15 protein-coding genes and 1 pseudogene are annotated in these 15,224 nt (G+C 51.4%); 13 read left to right on the forward strand and 3 right to left on the reverse strand.

Annotated features, from left to right (window positions below; all coding sequences use genetic code 11):
• The first annotated feature begins 557 nt into the window (after positions 1 to 557).
• Together CVV65_RS05585 and CVV65_RS16700 are read left to right on the forward strand one after the other, a co-directional pair.
• Positions 558 to 1,133 (forward strand): hypothetical protein, encoded by a 576-nt coding sequence (locus tag CVV65_RS05585; protein ID WP_100667313.1) that lies wholly within the window; start codon positions 558 to 560, stop codon positions 1,131 to 1,133.
• A 45-nt stretch (positions 1,134 to 1,178) separates the two neighbouring features.
• Positions 1,179 to 1,316: a hypothetical protein gene (locus CVV65_RS16700; protein WP_157935394.1), complete on the forward strand. Its 138-nt coding sequence runs from the start codon at positions 1,179 to 1,181 to the stop codon at positions 1,314 to 1,316.
• Positions 1,317 to 2,170: 854 nt separating this feature from the next.
• Here the strand turns inward: CVV65_RS16700 and CVV65_RS05590 are convergent.
• Complete coding sequence (locus CVV65_RS05590; protein WP_133121231.1) at positions 2,171 to 2,656, reverse strand: hypothetical protein; 486 nt, start codon at positions 2,654 to 2,656, stop codon at positions 2,171 to 2,173.
• Between the two features lie 1,384 nt (positions 2,657 to 4,040).
• A complete protein-coding gene (locus CVV65_RS05600; RefSeq protein WP_232796716.1) occupies positions 4,041 to 5,342 on the reverse strand; it encodes an IS256 family transposase in 1,302 nt (433 codons plus the stop codon).
• A 111-nt stretch (positions 5,343 to 5,453) separates the two neighbouring features.
• On the opposite strand from CVV65_RS05600, the gene CVV65_RS16515 reads away from it, so the two are divergent.
• From CVV65_RS16515 to CVV65_RS05655, 10 genes and pseudogenes are all read left to right on the forward strand, one after another.
• The gene (locus CVV65_RS16515; RefSeq protein ID WP_133121232.1) at positions 5,454 to 6,263 is read left to right on the forward strand and encodes a hypothetical protein; all 810 of its coding nucleotides are present in this window, start codon (positions 5,454 to 5,456) and stop codon (positions 6,261 to 6,263) included.
• A gap of 146 nt (positions 6,264 to 6,409) precedes the next feature.
• A complete protein-coding gene (locus tag CVV65_RS05605; protein ID WP_100667316.1) occupies positions 6,410 to 6,898 on the forward strand; it encodes a DUF3997 domain-containing protein in 489 nt (162 codons plus the stop codon).
• Between the two features lie 528 nt (positions 6,899 to 7,426).
• The gene (locus CVV65_RS05620) at positions 7,427 to 7,699 is read left to right on the forward strand and encodes an AbrB/MazE/SpoVT family DNA-binding domain-containing protein (protein ID WP_100667318.1); all 273 of its coding nucleotides are present in this window, start codon (positions 7,427 to 7,429) and stop codon (positions 7,697 to 7,699) included.
• Positions 7,699 to 8,202 carry a putative toxin-antitoxin system toxin component, PIN family gene (locus CVV65_RS17410; RefSeq protein ID WP_198592136.1) on the forward strand — a complete coding sequence of 168 codons (504 nt, stop codon included), beginning with the start codon at positions 7,699 to 7,701 and terminating at the stop codon, positions 8,200 to 8,202. The genes CVV65_RS05620 and CVV65_RS17410 overlap by 1 nt, the downstream gene beginning before the upstream one ends.
• Before the next feature lie 736 nt (positions 8,203 to 8,938).
• Positions 8,939 to 9,577, forward strand: a complete 639-nt coding sequence (locus tag CVV65_RS05635; RefSeq protein WP_100667319.1) for a restriction endonuclease — start codon at positions 8,939 to 8,941, stop codon at positions 9,575 to 9,577.
• A 38-nt stretch (positions 9,578 to 9,615) separates the two neighbouring features.
• Positions 9,616 to 9,789: pseudogene (locus CVV65_RS17530) on the forward strand (IS256 family transposase); the annotation flags it as partial.
• A 618-nt stretch (positions 9,790 to 10,407) separates the two neighbouring features.
• On the forward strand, positions 10,408 to 10,668 hold the full coding sequence (locus tag CVV65_RS05640; protein ID WP_198592137.1) for a type II toxin-antitoxin system RelE/ParE family toxin: 261 nt from the start codon (positions 10,408 to 10,410) through the stop codon (positions 10,666 to 10,668).
• A 48-nt stretch (positions 10,669 to 10,716) separates the two neighbouring features.
• Positions 10,717 to 11,091, forward strand: coding sequence for a helix-turn-helix domain-containing protein (locus tag CVV65_RS05645; RefSeq protein ID WP_100667320.1), 375 nt, complete (start codon positions 10,717 to 10,719; stop codon positions 11,089 to 11,091).
• A gap of 274 nt (positions 11,092 to 11,365) precedes the next feature.
• Complete coding sequence (locus CVV65_RS05650; RefSeq protein WP_100667321.1) at positions 11,366 to 11,764, forward strand: AbrB/MazE/SpoVT family DNA-binding domain-containing protein; 399 nt, start codon at positions 11,366 to 11,368, stop codon at positions 11,762 to 11,764.
• The gene (locus CVV65_RS05655) at positions 11,757 to 12,065 is read left to right on the forward strand and encodes a type II toxin-antitoxin system RelE/ParE family toxin (protein WP_100667322.1); all 309 of its coding nucleotides are present in this window, start codon (positions 11,757 to 11,759) and stop codon (positions 12,063 to 12,065) included. The genes CVV65_RS05650 and CVV65_RS05655 overlap by 8 nt, the downstream gene beginning before the upstream one ends.
• A 458-nt stretch (positions 12,066 to 12,523) precedes the next feature.
• Here CVV65_RS05655 and CVV65_RS05660 read toward each other — a convergent pair whose 3' ends face one another.
• Positions 12,524 to 13,333 (reverse strand): hypothetical protein, encoded by an 810-nt coding sequence (locus CVV65_RS05660; protein ID WP_100667323.1) that lies wholly within the window; start codon positions 13,331 to 13,333, stop codon positions 12,524 to 12,526.
• A gap of 1,074 nt (positions 13,334 to 14,407) precedes the next feature.
• On the opposite strand from CVV65_RS05660, the gene CVV65_RS05665 reads away from it, so the two are divergent.
• Positions 14,408 to 14,956 carry a hypothetical protein gene (locus tag CVV65_RS05665; RefSeq protein WP_100667324.1) on the forward strand — a complete coding sequence of 183 codons (549 nt, stop codon included), beginning with the start codon at positions 14,408 to 14,410 and terminating at the stop codon, positions 14,954 to 14,956.
• Positions 14,957 to 15,224: the final 268 nt, after the last annotated feature.

Below are 15,224 nucleotides of genomic sequence, written 5' to 3' on the forward strand. Positions count from 1 at the left end.
GTCGGGGAGCGGGGCTGGAACCGCATGGAGTATGGCCCGACCCGAAGGGAGAAGAGGGGGCTCCCGGCATATCGAGATGAAGCCGGGCGTGGCGTACAAAGGGCGGTCGGGACGCCTCCAAGCCCGGAAATGGTGGCGGGGGTGATGCTTGCGGCGACTTCTCGAACGGCGGCGACCGCTGTCACCGTTGGTGGGGCGCAAGGAGATTGAAGATGGATGGGGGCATTCAGGGATGACAGATATTTATCAAAACGGCACTAATCGGCTATAATGAGGCCAAGCAGTTGGACCTGCTCTGGATAGTCAGGAATTGCAGTTGTCGTGGCAGCGGGGTTTCCAATGGCTGGTTGGCATTCGGACGTCCGGTTCTTATTTCGTACAAGCCATCATCCTCTTTCTAAAATTTTGAATGACATCGACAAAAGAGCAGTAGTTCGCCAAATTATGACGCGGTCGATGTGGTCTTCATTGGTGTGTTCTTATGCAGGTTTGTTGAATAGACCGCCGCAGTTGAGATGCAAAGATTTGGGCCATGGCAGCATGGAGGTGCCCGTGATTTGAGGTGGGCCGAAGTCCGTGAAATGTTCCCGAATCAATGGATTGCGGTCATTCCCATCGGTGCGTATGCGAAGCACGGCAAGGAATTTGTCGACGAAGTCGCCATCCTGGATTTTCATCCGGAGCAACACGGCGATGAGCCCATCATTCAGTCCGGGCGTGTGAAGGTTTGGTTCACTTATCACACTTCTCAAAAGCATATTGTGTTCGAAGCTGGAACACTGCCTAGCGATGCCGTTCGGGAATACACCATGCTTGATTTTATCACTGAGACTATTCAAGCAAGAGTTTACTTAGAACAAGGAATCCCGGCAGACGAAATCATGGACATGCTGCATCTTTCGGAGAAAGAACTGGACGAAGCAAAACGCTGGTTATGTGAAGACGTTAGAAAGGGAGAAACGATACCTGTCAAGGTGGAAGTTGCTGAGAGGATGCTGAAAGAAGGACTTAATATATTGGATATTTCTGAGATTACAGATTTACCCCTTGAGCTGGTTGAAGCCATTCGGGATGGGGGTTGGAAAGATCGCTGCGAGGAATTCTTGGAAAGAATGTTTGCCCGTAGGTTGTGACGTGGGGCTATTGCTCGTCACCGGCCGCTATAAGGGGTCGTAATCTTGGCCCAAAATCACAACAAATCCAAAGAGCAACTGGAGGAATTGGCGGAGATGGACCCGGCGATCAAAAAGGCGAAGATGCTGGAGTTTCTCAGTCAGGACGAGTTACACATGCCCGGCGGGAGAGCCCACCCATAAAGAGATCTTGTTAGCGTCACACCGTGATGGGCGGTTGCTGACGGGATGGACTGTCTGGAAGTTGGCGCATACAATGCCATACATGAGGGCAGGGAACGGATGCCGCTAAGCGGCAAGGGTCTCAACCCGTAGGGACAAAGGCCCCGAGGGGCCACACGGCATGGTTCGTGACCACGTGTTTTCAGGGGGTCAACCTTCGGTGACGAGTGGGGTCAATTGTACTTGACGGACAACAGGTCCGGGCGGCGGTGTGGCAGCGAACGGCAAGGGCTTCGTTTCGGCGGCAATCTGGATTCTGTATTTTAACAGGAGCAAGAGGTTTTTTCCTTGGCGGTACTCAAGTCGGCGGTGAGGTGTTATGTCTTGAAAAGATTACGGGATACAGTCATTGGTGCCATTTGCCGTGTGCGGAACCATTTTCAGTATCCTTCTGTTGCATTCTATTCAATGGATAGGTATCGCAACTGGAACGATCATTTATTTTGTGATGTGACTCCTTTTACCGAAACGCATGAGTTTCAAGTAGTGGTGAGACTGTTTTCGTAAATCCCCTTTCATACAAGGAACCCCACCAAGCATGATATCGCCGGATTCGGTCTTCCCGGATAAAGCTCGCAACCTACACCCACACATACATGGAAGTGATCGAACAGCCCCATTCCCAAAGAGTGACAGATCGTCAGCCGGGCCAGCCGGGCATGGACAGGATGGATGCCTGTTGCGACATCTAAAGGGCGAGACGGCCACACGGCGACCTAAGAATCGGTTTTTTCAGCGGCTCCGCACTGGCGTGAACGCGGTGTGTCCCGTTTCATACGGCTGATCCCCAGGCCGTGTGGCGCTTACGATAGGATTCATGCATTTTCCGATTCCCGGAAGCGGAACCCGACGAACGAAATCGTACGGGGATCCTGCCGCTTCAAGAGTTCGATGATCGCTTCTTCCACAATCTCGGATGGCGAATGCCCCACCGCCAGGACGTTGAGGGCTGTGACGGTGTAACGGCTGAGTGAAAACGTGCACCGTTTCGTGCCGCCGCGTCGGTCCTTGGGTGGGATTTGATCGAGCGATTCTTGTTGTTTGGTGCGTTGTGCTTGTGCCTGTTGGCGCTTTTCCGCCCGGCGTTTCGCTGCACAGTCTTTGCACATGGCCGGGTGTTGAGCCCGTGGGTATTGTGCCTGTTCGATGGGGACCCAGTGGTCACCTTCTTTGCAGTGGAACACTGTCGAGGACTGTTGCCATTCCGTTTGTGTGTCGGGACTCGTTTGCGCGGATTGCTCCACAGCACGGGTGTGCATCTGTGCCTCTTGTGCAAGGGTGATCGGGTTCGTGGGTTGCATGTGAACCACCGTCCTTTCTTCCATCATTCAAGAGTGATGATGGGGTTGACGGTGATGATCATGGAACAGGACATTGCAGAGATGCAAGTCATCATGACGCGAAGTTGTTCCGCAGCGTCGCGGTAGGACAAGAGCCTGCAGGTTTTTCGTCGGGGGCCTCCCTAAAGCGACTGTCCGATATTCCCATCACGAAATCCGCAGCGCACGATTTTCATGTCGGAGCGATTTTGAAATCCGGACTGCTTGTTAGGGAGGAACGGGGAATATATGGGTGAAAAACGCAGATAAAACGAGAAATTCGTAGATATCACAACACAATTCGCTTTGATGGTTACTAGACTCTGGTTTCTATAGTTTTCTGGAGGCGGTCAGGAGTGTAGCGGTTCAGGAAACCAGTGTGATTGTCGCTCGATCATCGAAAATCACCGAGGGGAAGGGAGCAGTTGGCGGGGAGGATTTCGGTTGGTCCAAGAGTTTGATCGAGCTGGAAAGCTGACCATATATCTGCCGTTCGTTGCCTAACATTGCCTCTCCGTAGCGAATTCAATGAGGAACGGTCGGCCGGGGCATCGGGCCGAAGCATTTGAGGTGAAAGATCGCAGGGACAAGCAAGCCGGGGGTTGAGTGCCTCAGGTATGTAGTTCCCCAAAAAGGGGAGGGCCATGTGCCGCCGGGTGGAATTAGACGGCCATGCTGTGGGCTGAAACGGCCAGAATGCGGTGATCGGCAAGTGGAGGCCGACAAAGCGGGGCGGTCCGGCACATCCAGCCTCATCAAACTGTACTTGGAGTTGCTGGTGCCGGTGAGCGTCAAGGTCAGGAAGAGCGAGGTGAGGTGACGCCTTGGGGGAAATGCTTGCCAGCGGGATGGTACGTGGTGACGGAGGACGGCCGGGTGGTGACGAAGCTGCTGCCGCTGAAGTTAAAGAAGGGCTAAACTATTTTTCGACATGAACTGAGACTAAAGACCTAGTACTTTGAACTATTGGTTTATCTTTTGTAAAGGTATGTTTGCAAAAACAAGAGAATGGGAAATTTATGCTGGATGTCAAGCGAGGGAGACTTAGTAAGGGTCGATAATTGCCGAATCAAACGTCGAGAATTGTCGATACAATAGCCCTTTTTTACTATTGTCTGGGTCCGGAGATGGGGATAGATTATGTTATGTACCAAACGTCGAGGAGGTAGGAACTGTAGATAAAGGCGGATGGAGAGCAAGGGGCAAAGGGAGGTTTGGAGAGTTACCGGTCTGGGATGGTCGCGTGGGAAGTTGCGCGATTGGGTGACAAAAATTGAGGAAGACCTTCTTTGCTTTACAAACGGAAGGGAGAGAAAAGAGGTTGTCCCGGTCGTCGTGGATTTTCGTGATGGCCTTTTTCTTCAATTTACGCGGTGATGGATTTGTTTTCCTGCTGTGGTTGCGGATGTACACATTTGTGTAATGCATCAAGGAGCAGAGGGATTTGGCGAAATCCCTTGACGGTCCTGAACTTTTTCTCCACCTCCAAAAATCCTGCAGCCGCCCAGCGCAGCACCTGTTCCCCATTCTGCCAGCGCTTGACGTTCCGACTCACCATCCGCACCTTCTCATTGGCTGATTCGATCGCATTCGTCGAGCGCAGAGTTCCCCGAAGCAGTTCCGGAACTCCCAGCCGGATCACGGTCACGGTCTCTTCCATCCCCTCGCGCAAACTGGCTGCTGCCCCTGGATACGCCTTCTCAAGTTGTGCCGCCAAGCGCCGCAGGGCCGCCAGTGCCTCTTTTTCGGTCTCCTGGCGCCAGGCCTCCCGCAATTGCCTCTTGACCCAATCTCGCTGTTTCTCCGGCAGATGCTCCAGGACATTGCGCTCCTTGTGCACCTGACACCGCTGAACCAATGCCGTCTCTCCAAACACGTCCCGTACTGCGGCACGCAAAGCCTTACTCCCGTCGATGACGACCAGGATCCCATCATCGGTTTTCAGTCCCCGGTCCACAAGATCGGTCAGCAGTCCTTTGCACACTGTCGCATTCTCTGTCGCTCCCTCCCAGACGCCCAGGATCTGCTTCTGTCCCCCTACGTCAATCCCTAATGCCGCCACTACGGTGTGGTCCGCCATGACGATCCCGTCAATAACTAGCGCCACGTACCGGCGGTCGTCTAGGCGCCGCTGCATGAGTTTTTCGAACAGCTTCTTCGTGGCGGCAATGAAACGCCGGCTGACGGCGCTCTTGCTCGTGCCGGAGGTTTCCACCTCGTTTCCGACCGGCTCAAGACCAAACGCATAGTTTCGGGTCGACAAGCCATGAATCATCCGCTCCAACGCGGCCTGGGTCAGCAGCGTTGGATCCTGAAAAGCCTGGTAGGTCTCCAGCGGGATTTCATGACCGTCGACGCTGCGTACCCGAACTTTTTCCACAGCCACCTTCCGGCCCCCAAGCATCACGGAGCCCTTTTCCTTTCCGTGTCGCACAGCCTTGCGCTTTGGATTGTGTTTCCCTTTGGGGCCCACCAAAGCTTCGACTTCCTCTCGCATCATGAGTTGAATCACTCGAAGCCCGGTTTGAACCGCCAAGGCCATGAGTCCCTCTTTCGCGCTCTCCATCACGTCCAGTAGCGACAGTTGGAGGGTGAACTGCTGAGAGGGATCCAGTGTCGAAAACAGGCTCTGGTCATTTCTCACAATTTGATGTACCCTTGATTTCATAGGTGGCGTTCTCCTTTCTTCGTTGTGCCCAATCCCGTTATACCAAACGGGTTTAGGAGACCGCCACCTTCAAATTTCCACGAAACCTGGGACAACGCCAGAGAAAATGTTATGAACAATAAGCTCGTTATTGGTTCTCTTTTTACAACTCTTATCTTTACCTGTGTCTCACCTGCTTTGGCTAGTTCAAGCCAAGAAAGTTCTGTGTCATTTCCCACTTTACAGGTTACAACAACTGAACTCCATCTTGATCCAAAGATAAACAGAGAATTCGAGAAGTTTCTTTCCAACAAAGTAAGTAGCACACATTCAGCAACATATGTGCCTACTTTGTCCGACATACAGCAGTTTGTAGATTACGCTGCTAAAAATGGTATTATTGAGAACACACAAGTGGCAAAGTTGAACCTCACCAAGGAGTTGGTGAGAGCAAGCATGAAAACCGTTGTTGCTGCTGGGCGGGTAGCGGGGTATAAACTGGCAGCGGAATGTCTAGACCATTCGTTACAAGATTCGCCAAGTGAAGTAATCTACTCTTCCGGTTCGTGGCAGAGTAATCTTGTTAAAAGTAGCCCAGTATATCAAAGCATGATTGGCTCAGTCAGAAATCAGTTGAAAAACTACCCATACTCTTCATATTCTACATACGGTTCTATGACACTTAACAACCCAAAAGATTTATTTTTGTCCCTGAATAAGGTAAACTACTCAATAGGTGCGTCTAAAAGCAATGGAACATGGACTATTTCTGTGGTAGTTTATGATACATATAATTTTGAATATCAGAACTGGATGGGTGCACCGGGCATTTACGGGAACGTGGTAACTATTCTGAATAACTACGGTGCATACGCTCAAAGTATTGGGGCAGTAGTCCCCTACAAAATTTGGATCTTTATGCAGGAGTCGTTTAGACCGTAATCACATACATATATACTTCTAAGGGCTTTGATCCAGTATATGGAGAAGTCAGCCGTCTATCACATTAAAATGGATGAGAGGTACAATCTTTAATTAACACTAGCGTAAAGGGAGGGGTAAAAATAGAGCTGGCAAAGAAGAGGTTTATGAAAGTCTTGTTGATTATATTGATTATAGGACTTGCTGTTATTCTGATATTCCTATTACCAACTTTTTTAATCGGCCTCAGTGGTTTTGGCCCTGGCCCCTCGGATTATGCTTTTGACTTACCGGGAGGATATCAATTAGTCAGAACTTCTGCTCATGATGTAAAAATCGTCCCAAAGGATGGATGGGACCCACGAAATCCACCACCTCTGATACCGGCTAAGGTAGTCGAAGTGGCTTTTGATCAACGATACATTTTGGCGAAACGATATGAACTAAGAGCGGCGTACCCAGGAAGCAACAATAGTTATGAAATTCCAGACGAACAAAAAGCTGTGTATTACATTTTTGATACTCTGGCGTTAAAAATTTACGAGTATCGAAGTTTGGAGGAATTCAATAATGCCAGGGAGATGTTGAAAGTCCCACCAACCCTTAAATTGAGAGATGTGGCGGATATAGCGCGAAGCTCCAACCCTCCAGAGTGAAAGATATAATCAAAATGACCTGAATCCCCAATACATGCGGGTGGCCGGGCAAGCTTCTTTGTGTTCGCGTTGGCCCCGCACTCATCAAGGTCAGGCCCGGTTACGATTCTGACTTGTTGCGCGATGTGGTGCGCACGCTGGCCTCCCTATGCTGAACCTCAAGTTTGACAGTTGGGGACCCCTGATGTGATGGCAATTCCGCGCTGCTGCGCGGTTTTTTCATGGATTAGGGCTACTTGCGGGCCGAAAACGTAGGTCAAAGCGGACTCGAACGCTTGTTGCACCTCCCTCACCACTGGAGCTGCGATGCCTTTCGTCTGTTTGAGCCCGTTGTTCGTCATCACAAATCACTCCTGGTATCATTTTACACCAGGGCGGGGTCGTGTCTATTCATGATTTTACTTGAGGCAACAAAAATCACTGCCTCCGATGACTCCCTGACCGCTATTGTTCGATGGTAAGCCCTCTTGACAAGAAAGTAAGAAAATAAGAAAATAAGAACGACACAAAGCAAAGGGGGCGAACCGTGTGGAGCGTATCGTACATCCGACGGAACGCGGACAGATAACAATCCCGAAGAGTATCCGGGAGGCGTTGCGTATCTCGGCGGATACACCACTTGTCATCCGCCAAGAAGGAACGCGGATCATCATTGAGCCACTTTCCGGTCTAGATCGTCTCACCCGTAAACTTGAACAGGAGGCAAAGATTCGGGGGATGTCACCGGAAGACTTGGTTGCGGAAGTGGAGAGTGTCCGACAGGAGTTTTTCGACAAACGAACGGACGTGAAACATGAATAATGGCTCGACTTTGGTGCCTGGACACGAACGTGCTGATTTCGGGATTGGTGTTTCGAGGGCCTGAGCACTCGCTTCTTCGACGGTTACAAGATCGTCAAGAACCCGTATTGTGGTTTCCCACAATTGAGAATGAAGTCCAGGAGGTATTGGCAAGGAAATTTGGAACGGTTGATGTTGATTGGGCGGGTGCGTTTCCAACCCGCACTCGACTGATAGTACAGGAACCACCGCCTGACCTCCACATCGAACAAGCGATTAAGGAACTTCGCGACCCCAAAGATGGACCGATTTTGGCGGCCGCCCGGTTCTATAAAGCGGATTTCCTAGTCACCGGAGACAAGGATCTTTTGGTGTTGGGCCAACCCGACGATTCACGAAAAGCCTTGCGAAACTCGACCCCAACTCACGCAAGGCTGTCAAGAAAGCAATGGAGTTGTTGTTGGAGAACCCCCACATCCTTCGTTACGAACACGGAAGATGGAGGGATACGAAGGGGCATTTGAAGCAAGCGCCAACATGGACATCCGTATCACGTTTCACGATGAAAAAACAGACACCATTGTGCTTCGGAATGTCGGACGCCATGATGACGCACTGTCCAACCCTTGAGAATAGTTCATCCGGCAAGGTTTCGATGAGCTCCCGGACCTGCCGGTAGTCGATCGCTCGATTTCTGCCGGCGGTTTCACGATATGTGGACGGCGAACATCGCGTGGCCTACACGATTGTTGAAGACGGGGACACAGAGCCTTTTGTTCTCATTTTGCTCGTTGGGACGTGGTGCCGGCAGCGAAGGCCGGGTGGGGAGCCGGCTGACGAAAGGGAGGGGCATGCAGAGCGGAAGTGGCTGTCGGGCTACCCATCATCGTCGAAACCCGCACTGCAGCACCGCACGTCCTTGTGTTCGAGGTGTTCCTGTTTGTACGTCTTGACATGGATGGGTGGAGTGATCACATGTTTAAACCGCGTCTTTATCTCTGAGTTGCTCTGGTGGTTATCGGTTTGTCCGGCTAACCTCCGTTGCGGATGCTCTACCGACTGTGTGATCCCGACGCCCTTCCCTGGTTGAAACCGTGAACACCAGCCCTTCTCTCTTTTGCTTCAGATCCAAATCCACGTCAAAACATGCTAAAGGTTAGCAATAATTACATTTCTTGGGTATCCAAGAAGTTGTCTTGCGAAAAAACGACATGGTAGACTTCGTATTGGGATAAAACATTCAGGTGGGGAGCAGAATCATTGGGCAAACGGCAACGCAATGAATTTGTATCGGTGGAGACCGGGTTAGTGGGATTGGCGGCAATCGCCTTTTATTTCCGCCAGTACCGGTTCGGCGTCGGAGCACTTGTTGTAGCTGGGCTTTTGCTCCTTTTAGTCCTGGTGGTAAGGAATCTAAGGGCACGGCAACGTTCTTTGGCCTCCGGAAAAAGGCCTTCCGGCAACACAAAGGCCAAGAAAATCACGACGCTCACCCGAGAGGAAGCTCTTCGTGTCTCTGATTTGGACAAGCTTTCCGGCCAGGCATTCGAGCAATTGCTCAAATACTACTATGAGGACCAGGGCTACAAGGTACAACTCACGCCGGCCAGCGGGGATCTCGGGGTGGATCTGATTTTGACGGATCCCAAGGACGGCATGAAAATCGCAGTGCAGGTCAAGCATTGGAAGAAGCCCGTCAACTTGGAAGCCGTGCAACAGGTTGTGGGCGGCCGGCGGCGCTATTCGTGCCTTGGGGCGTGGGTGGTGACGACGAGCAATTCTTTTCAGCCATCCGCACGCACACTTGCAGAGGCTAACAATGTACGCTTGATCAGTGGGCTGGATATAGAGCCAAAAATCAAAGGATGGCAGAAACGGCAATTACAACGGCTGAGATAAGAAGGTTTTGGGGGACGAGGATGTGACCAAACATATCGGAGCGCTGGCAGAATGGGGGACAGGTGCTGCGCTGGGCTGCCGCGGGTTTTCTTGAAGCGGAGAAGAAATTCCAGACCGTCAAGAGATATCGCCAAATCCCGTTGCTGATCGACGCATTACACAAGTGTGTACACCTTCAGTCGCAGCAGGAAGAAACATCCATAACCGCGTAAATTGAGGAAAAAGGCCGTCACGAAAATTTACGACGACCGGGACAAGCCCAGGCCACGCAAAGACATTCGGTGTTTAGTCACGGTTTTGAGTGTGTTAAAACGGGTGAGAGACGATATATTGTATCATTTGTGCAAATTATCAATCGATTACTATTGTTGAAATCAAACGGCCCTCTTCCCTTGAACCGGGGATAGGCCGGGGTTTTCCCCGTTCTTGACCCGGCTGAAGAAAGCGGCCAAGGCCCTCTCGACCTTAAACAGCACTTCCTGGGCTACTTGGGAATGTATCTCCCGGAGACGTTCCTTTTCTGCTCGATTATCTGAACGCCGAATTTTGCCGCTACACTCAGGTTGACCTGCCTGAGAAAACCAGAAATCTCCGACGTCCATATCTTAGTGATTACCCGCTGCATTGGGTGGGGAGGTAAACTGCTGGCATGGGATTGCAGGTTTATAACGAATGCGTTATAATCTGTGGTGATAGCAACGCAAACAATACGAAAGTGGTGTCCTCGTGTATGAAATTGTCGTGTATAGAGATGCCGCGGCAAAAGTGAAATTGCTGACTTTCTCGCCCGAATCAGCGTAGATGCTGGAGCGGGAAAGAGAGGCGCGGTTGTGCTAAAGCGGAAGCTGGACATGTATTTGCACCTTTTGTCCAAACAAGGCACCCGGTTGGGAAAGCCCTATGTGGATCATGTCGAAGGCCCGATTTGGGAATTGCGTCCGGGTCGGTACAGGGTGCCTTCTGTGGGATGGAGAGGAAACAAATTTGTCCTGCTTCATCAGTTCATGAAAAAGACGCAGAAAACGCCGAGACGTGTGATCGAGAAAGCAAGACGGGAATATGAGGACTGGGTTGCACGTCACGGTCTGTAATGAACAGAATCAAGGTTAAAGCCGAGAACTCCAGAGGAGGGGGCCGAGATGGACGAAAAGAAGGGCCTCGCCAGAGGCCCCGACGGTTTGCTGCATTGGCGGGACCTTCGCGACCAGTTCTACACCAAAGAGGAGCAACGGCTGAACGACTTCCTGGCGGAGCTGATCGGGGCGATGGTTTTGCGCCGGCGACAGCTCGGCCTGACGCAGGAGCAACTGGCAGAAAAGGCCGGGGTCAAGCAATCGGCGATCGCCAGGCTGGAGACCGGGAACGCAGTGCCGCGCTTGGATACCCTGATTCGCATTGCGGATGCGCTGGATCTGCGGCTGAAACTGGTCCCGGAGGAAGCCGGGAGGGAGCTTTCGGCGGCTTCGGAAGGACTGTGGTTATCACGGGGTTTTTACAGGAAGCCGAGACGTTGAGCGCTGAATGAAAAATGGCGAGAGGACTTCGGTCCTCTTTCTTTTTTCTCCCGGCTCACGTGTAGAGCGAGCGGTGTTTCGTGGCTTGTCATGCAGGTGTTACCCTTTCAGCTCGGAGCTTCTTTTGACACTCTAAGCGGCTGAAGGGCGGCTTTCCCGCCCGAGGGCTGTAAACGGGGCCACCTTCGGTCCCCTGTTTTTGGCAAATTTTCTCTTTACGTATTTGCCCTTTCGTTGTATCCTTGAATCAAGGATGAAAGGAGACCGTCTAAAGATGACGAAGTCGGCGTATGCTGTCAGTGTGCAGGAAAGGAGACACACGGCAGTGGAAAAGTATGTGCGGATCACGGGGAAGCGTCAAGTGACGATTCCAAAGGAGTTCTTTGATCAGCTTGGCATGGGAAACATTCTGCGTGCGTATATCGAGCGAGGGCGTCTTGTGCTGGAACCGGTTCGGGTGGAAGATCCGATGGACTTTTCGCAGGAAATTATCAACGACTTGGCTGACGAAGGTTTGACTGGTGAGGAATTAAAAAGGGAGTTTGCGCGGCGTCGGGAGGGCCTGTTGGCGGCCATGAAGGAAGTGATTGCAGAAGCCCGCAAGGAGGCGCTGGACGGCTCAGAGACGGACGGGGACGCCTTTATGGAAGAGTTGATCAAAGGCGATGAGTGAGTACCGGTACAAGTTGTCGTCAAGAGCAAAGCAGGTATTGAAGAAAATCAAGGACAAGGCACTGCTTCGCCGATACCAGGCGACGATGCGAGATATCTGCGAAAGGCCGTTTGAGGGAGACCCAAAAGTTGGCGATTTGGACGGACTTTTTACTGTTGGGTTTCGATACGTGGATGGCGAACACCGTGTGGCTTACACGGTCGTCGAAGACGGGGACACAGAGCCTTTTGTTCTCATTTTGCTTGTTGGGACGCGGGAGAATTTCTATGAGGAATTAAAACGAATATGGAAAGGGCTGTAACTTAAGCCGCGATGAGACGATGTTCCTGGCCTTTGCATTGGTATTGGTCTACATGAGTAGGCGGAATCCGACCGGGTACGACTCGCGTTCGCGTTTCACATGCGCTTCACGAAGTGTACGCGAGAGGAAGCATTTTCAGAGATTGTCGAGTTGATCCAGTATTTGCCCAATCGCGATGATCAAAACTATCTAGCGGCACTGATTCTGGGATTCAGCAGTCGAATTTTGACAAAAGAACAGACGGAGCGCCTAAAGGGGGTGTTTTGAGCAGATGCTGAGACGGGGTGCGTCGGTAACGGACATCGTGAAGCTTACGGGAATGCCGGAGAAAGAGGTTGAGGCGATTCGGAGGGAAGCGCTGCAGTGAAAAAGAAGTGTTTGTGAGCTCCCCCACCAACTTTTACAGCTTTCCGGCGGAAAAACCTACTTCTTTGGCGGTGGGTTTTCTCGCCGGAAAGCTATAATTTCACCCCACGCCCAGCCACATATGCGTTTACATCCCGCTCGAATTCCTTCAGGAATCCCCACCCGCGAACTTTTGGTTTTGTCAGCGAACGGTCATAAAACCTGACCACAATCTTCTTGTTGTCCAACTCCTCAACCGCTTCCGGGCCCAAACGCTTGCGCAGGTAGTCCAGCACCCACCCCCGTGGTACAAGTTCCTCAAACCGGGCCGCGAGACGCAGCACCTTTTCTTTGGTCTGTAACGTTTGGCTGGTGTTCTGCACCCGGTAATACAGCTTATTTGGGCGGTACAAAAACGCCGGCTCGCCCAGGAAGGCGTTCCACGAGTCCCCCATCCACAGTTCCCGGATTGCCGGCAGACGCGCCACGTCCTTGCATACCGCGAGCAACGCCTCTGTTCGAGCCGCATTGACCGCCGGATCTTTTGTCCGGTAAAACTTTAAACGGTCGTACTCGATCAGGCGCATATAAGCAAAACTGATGATAAGAGAGACCCAGTACTTTCCGACGGTGACGGCGGAATTGACGAAATCGGCGGCAAACATCAAGGAGTCCTTCACCAGCCTGTGGCCTTTGACGATTTGCTCCAGCGCCTCCGGCGTCTCAATGTCTTCTAGATAATCTTTTTCCTCTTCCGTCTTCGCCAACAGGTTGGGCACCGTGCTGTTGCTGAGCAGCTTCACCGTCCCCCAGTGTTTCATGAGCGTCTGCGCCACGGCGATGCCGACGTCCTTGTAGGGCTCTTCCAGATAAGATCCCCAATAGGTATACATCAGCCTTCGATAATCGCGATCAGAGCTCATTAGCCATTCCCCCCACCGTTTTTTTCTTTTTGCTCATTTTTGTCTTGTGACATTTTGTGGATCTTGATCGAAAAATTGCGTTCATCATACGTCTGTTTGGAAACATCTTCAAGTTGCTTGCGATTTTTGCGCATAGCAGATGGAAGATTGTACCGCGTGAGCCTCTGCCCTCACTGGACGCATGAAAACGGGTGTGCTAGAATTTCCTTGAAATGGCGGGACGGGCAAAAACCTCTTCCTCCCGCGAGTGGTGGCTTGGCCCTCGTCTTTTTTGCCGGAGCGAGGGCTTTTCTCTTTTGCATGCTGGGACAAGTTTTTCTACCAAAAGTCTCCTTCTCTCACGAGAGAACCATAGCCAAGATAACCTGCCTTTGCTGCTTTCTTCGTACGTATAGCCTCCAACTGGAAAAATACGCCTGGAGAACACGCCCAAGGCCAACCCTTCATGTTGGAGCCGTTTTTGGTTGCCTTCGATTTTTAGGTCTGTCGGAGGTAAGGAATCAAACCGGTCGAGGGCGAGATTAATTTTTACGGTTGTCAAACAACCGGATGGCAAGTTTCTTATTACCGGTGTCCAGGACCCATCCAAATATCCGAAGAATTGAGGATGGGCCCCCTTTCTACATACCACCTCTGTAAGAGGTGGAGTGTAAAGGGGGTGATGTGGAAATGAAAAGGATAATTTTTGCAACTGTGGCTATTGGAGGATTTTTGTGTCTATCTTCTGTCCCAACGTTAGCTGATACAGCCGATTTTAATGTTAAGTATGATGAGATTAGAAATACAAATTTTTATCAATCCGCTAACACCGACGGCTCAACGACCTACACCTCAGTCACCACGGTCCAACAAGTCGCTCAAGGTACCGGTCAAGCCCGAGATTCTGGCGGATCCAGTTCGAGCCCAAGGTCCAATCCAACTTCAAATTCAAGTTCACAACGCCAAACCACACCAGGGAGTTCCAATGACTCCCCTTCCATCACGCCTGGGACCGGGGTTCCTGGAAGTTGGAACGGTCAAGCTGGAGGATCTTATGGGGGGAATGGATCAGGACCAGGACCGGACGAAGCGTTTTTGGATGGATTGACGGCTTTCAATCAATTGCCTGGCACCAATCAATCGGATTATTGGAATGTGACCGCACCGGATACAATTCGGTATATTCCCCCGGACTCTGTTTCCGGGACGAGTCAACTGAACCACACCCAGACTCCTGACAAACAGACGGAGACTCCTATTGATAACATGACAACTTCGGACGGACTGGAGATTCGGAATTATACCCCATTGTATTGGGACTGGAAATTCCAAAATGTCACGGACGGAAATCTGATTACCAAGATGCAGCAGCCGCTCTATTCCATCGATCAATACTTTGGGGATCCAGGCCACTGGTATGTGTACTATCATGAATATGCCCGGTGGGAAACTGGATACTGGGAGGAAACAGACAACGGTCGCGTGTGGCATCATGTGAGTTGGGAAGAGGGGTATCTTTATTCGTGGAGGTATCTGACGGACTTCTACCTGTCCGAGTGGGAGATCAGGAAGACATGGACAGTTCCAAGCGGAGTGCAGGAACACAGGTTGGACGTGGAAACTGTGCAACAAGTGGCGAAATAATGATTTGAGCGGAGGCCCAGAACAAGTTAAAAGGGCCTCCGCGCTGTTTTTTATGACCAAAGTGGTGGGTGTATGGAAATCATGCTGGCCGATTGATTTTGAATGATACGACACCGCCGATTTGTTCTTTCCTGCCTCCGAATGTGATCATCCACTCGTTGTCCGCCGCTCCCTCGTTGCGGATTCTGCAGAGCGCAGCCACCGCCCGAGTGACTGCTCCCCCGCCTCCGAGACGGCGGAGGCTTTCCTCTGTTAAAGCCCATACCGG

Source organism: Kyrpidia spormannii (assembly GCF_002804065.1).
GTDB classification, from domain to species: Bacteria; Bacillota; Bacilli; order Kyrpidiales; family Kyrpidiaceae; genus Kyrpidia; species Kyrpidia spormannii.

Excerpts from the sequence above, each read along its gene's own strand:
- CVV65_RS05590 (WP_133121231.1), bottom strand. The coding sequence starts at position 2,656 with ATGCAACCCACGAACCCGATCACCCTTGCACAAGAGGCACAGATGCAC.
- CVV65_RS05600 (WP_232796716.1), bottom strand. The coding sequence starts at position 5,342 with ATGAAATCAAGGGTACATCAAATTGTGAGAAATGACCAGAGCCTGTTT.
- CVV65_RS16515 (WP_133121232.1), top strand. The coding sequence starts at position 5,454 with ATGAACAATAAGCTCGTTATTGGTTCTCTTTTTACAACTCTTATCTTT.
- CVV65_RS05605 (WP_100667316.1), top strand. The coding sequence starts at position 6,410 with ATGAAAGTCTTGTTGATTATATTGATTATAGGACTTGCTGTTATTCTG.
- CVV65_RS17410 (WP_198592136.1), top strand. The coding sequence starts at position 7,699 with ATGGCTCGACTTTGGTGCCTGGACACGAACGTGCTGATTTCGGGATTG.
- CVV65_RS05645 (WP_100667320.1), top strand. The coding sequence starts at position 10,717 with ATGGACGAAAAGAAGGGCCTCGCCAGAGGCCCCGACGGTTTGCTGCAT.
- CVV65_RS05650 (WP_100667321.1), top strand. The coding sequence starts at position 11,366 with ATGACGAAGTCGGCGTATGCTGTCAGTGTGCAGGAAAGGAGACACACG.
- CVV65_RS05655 (WP_100667322.1), top strand. The coding sequence starts at position 11,757 with ATGAGTGAGTACCGGTACAAGTTGTCGTCAAGAGCAAAGCAGGTATTG.
- CVV65_RS05660 (WP_100667323.1), bottom strand. The coding sequence starts at position 13,333 with ATGAGCTCTGATCGCGATTATCGAAGGCTGATGTATACCTATTGGGGA.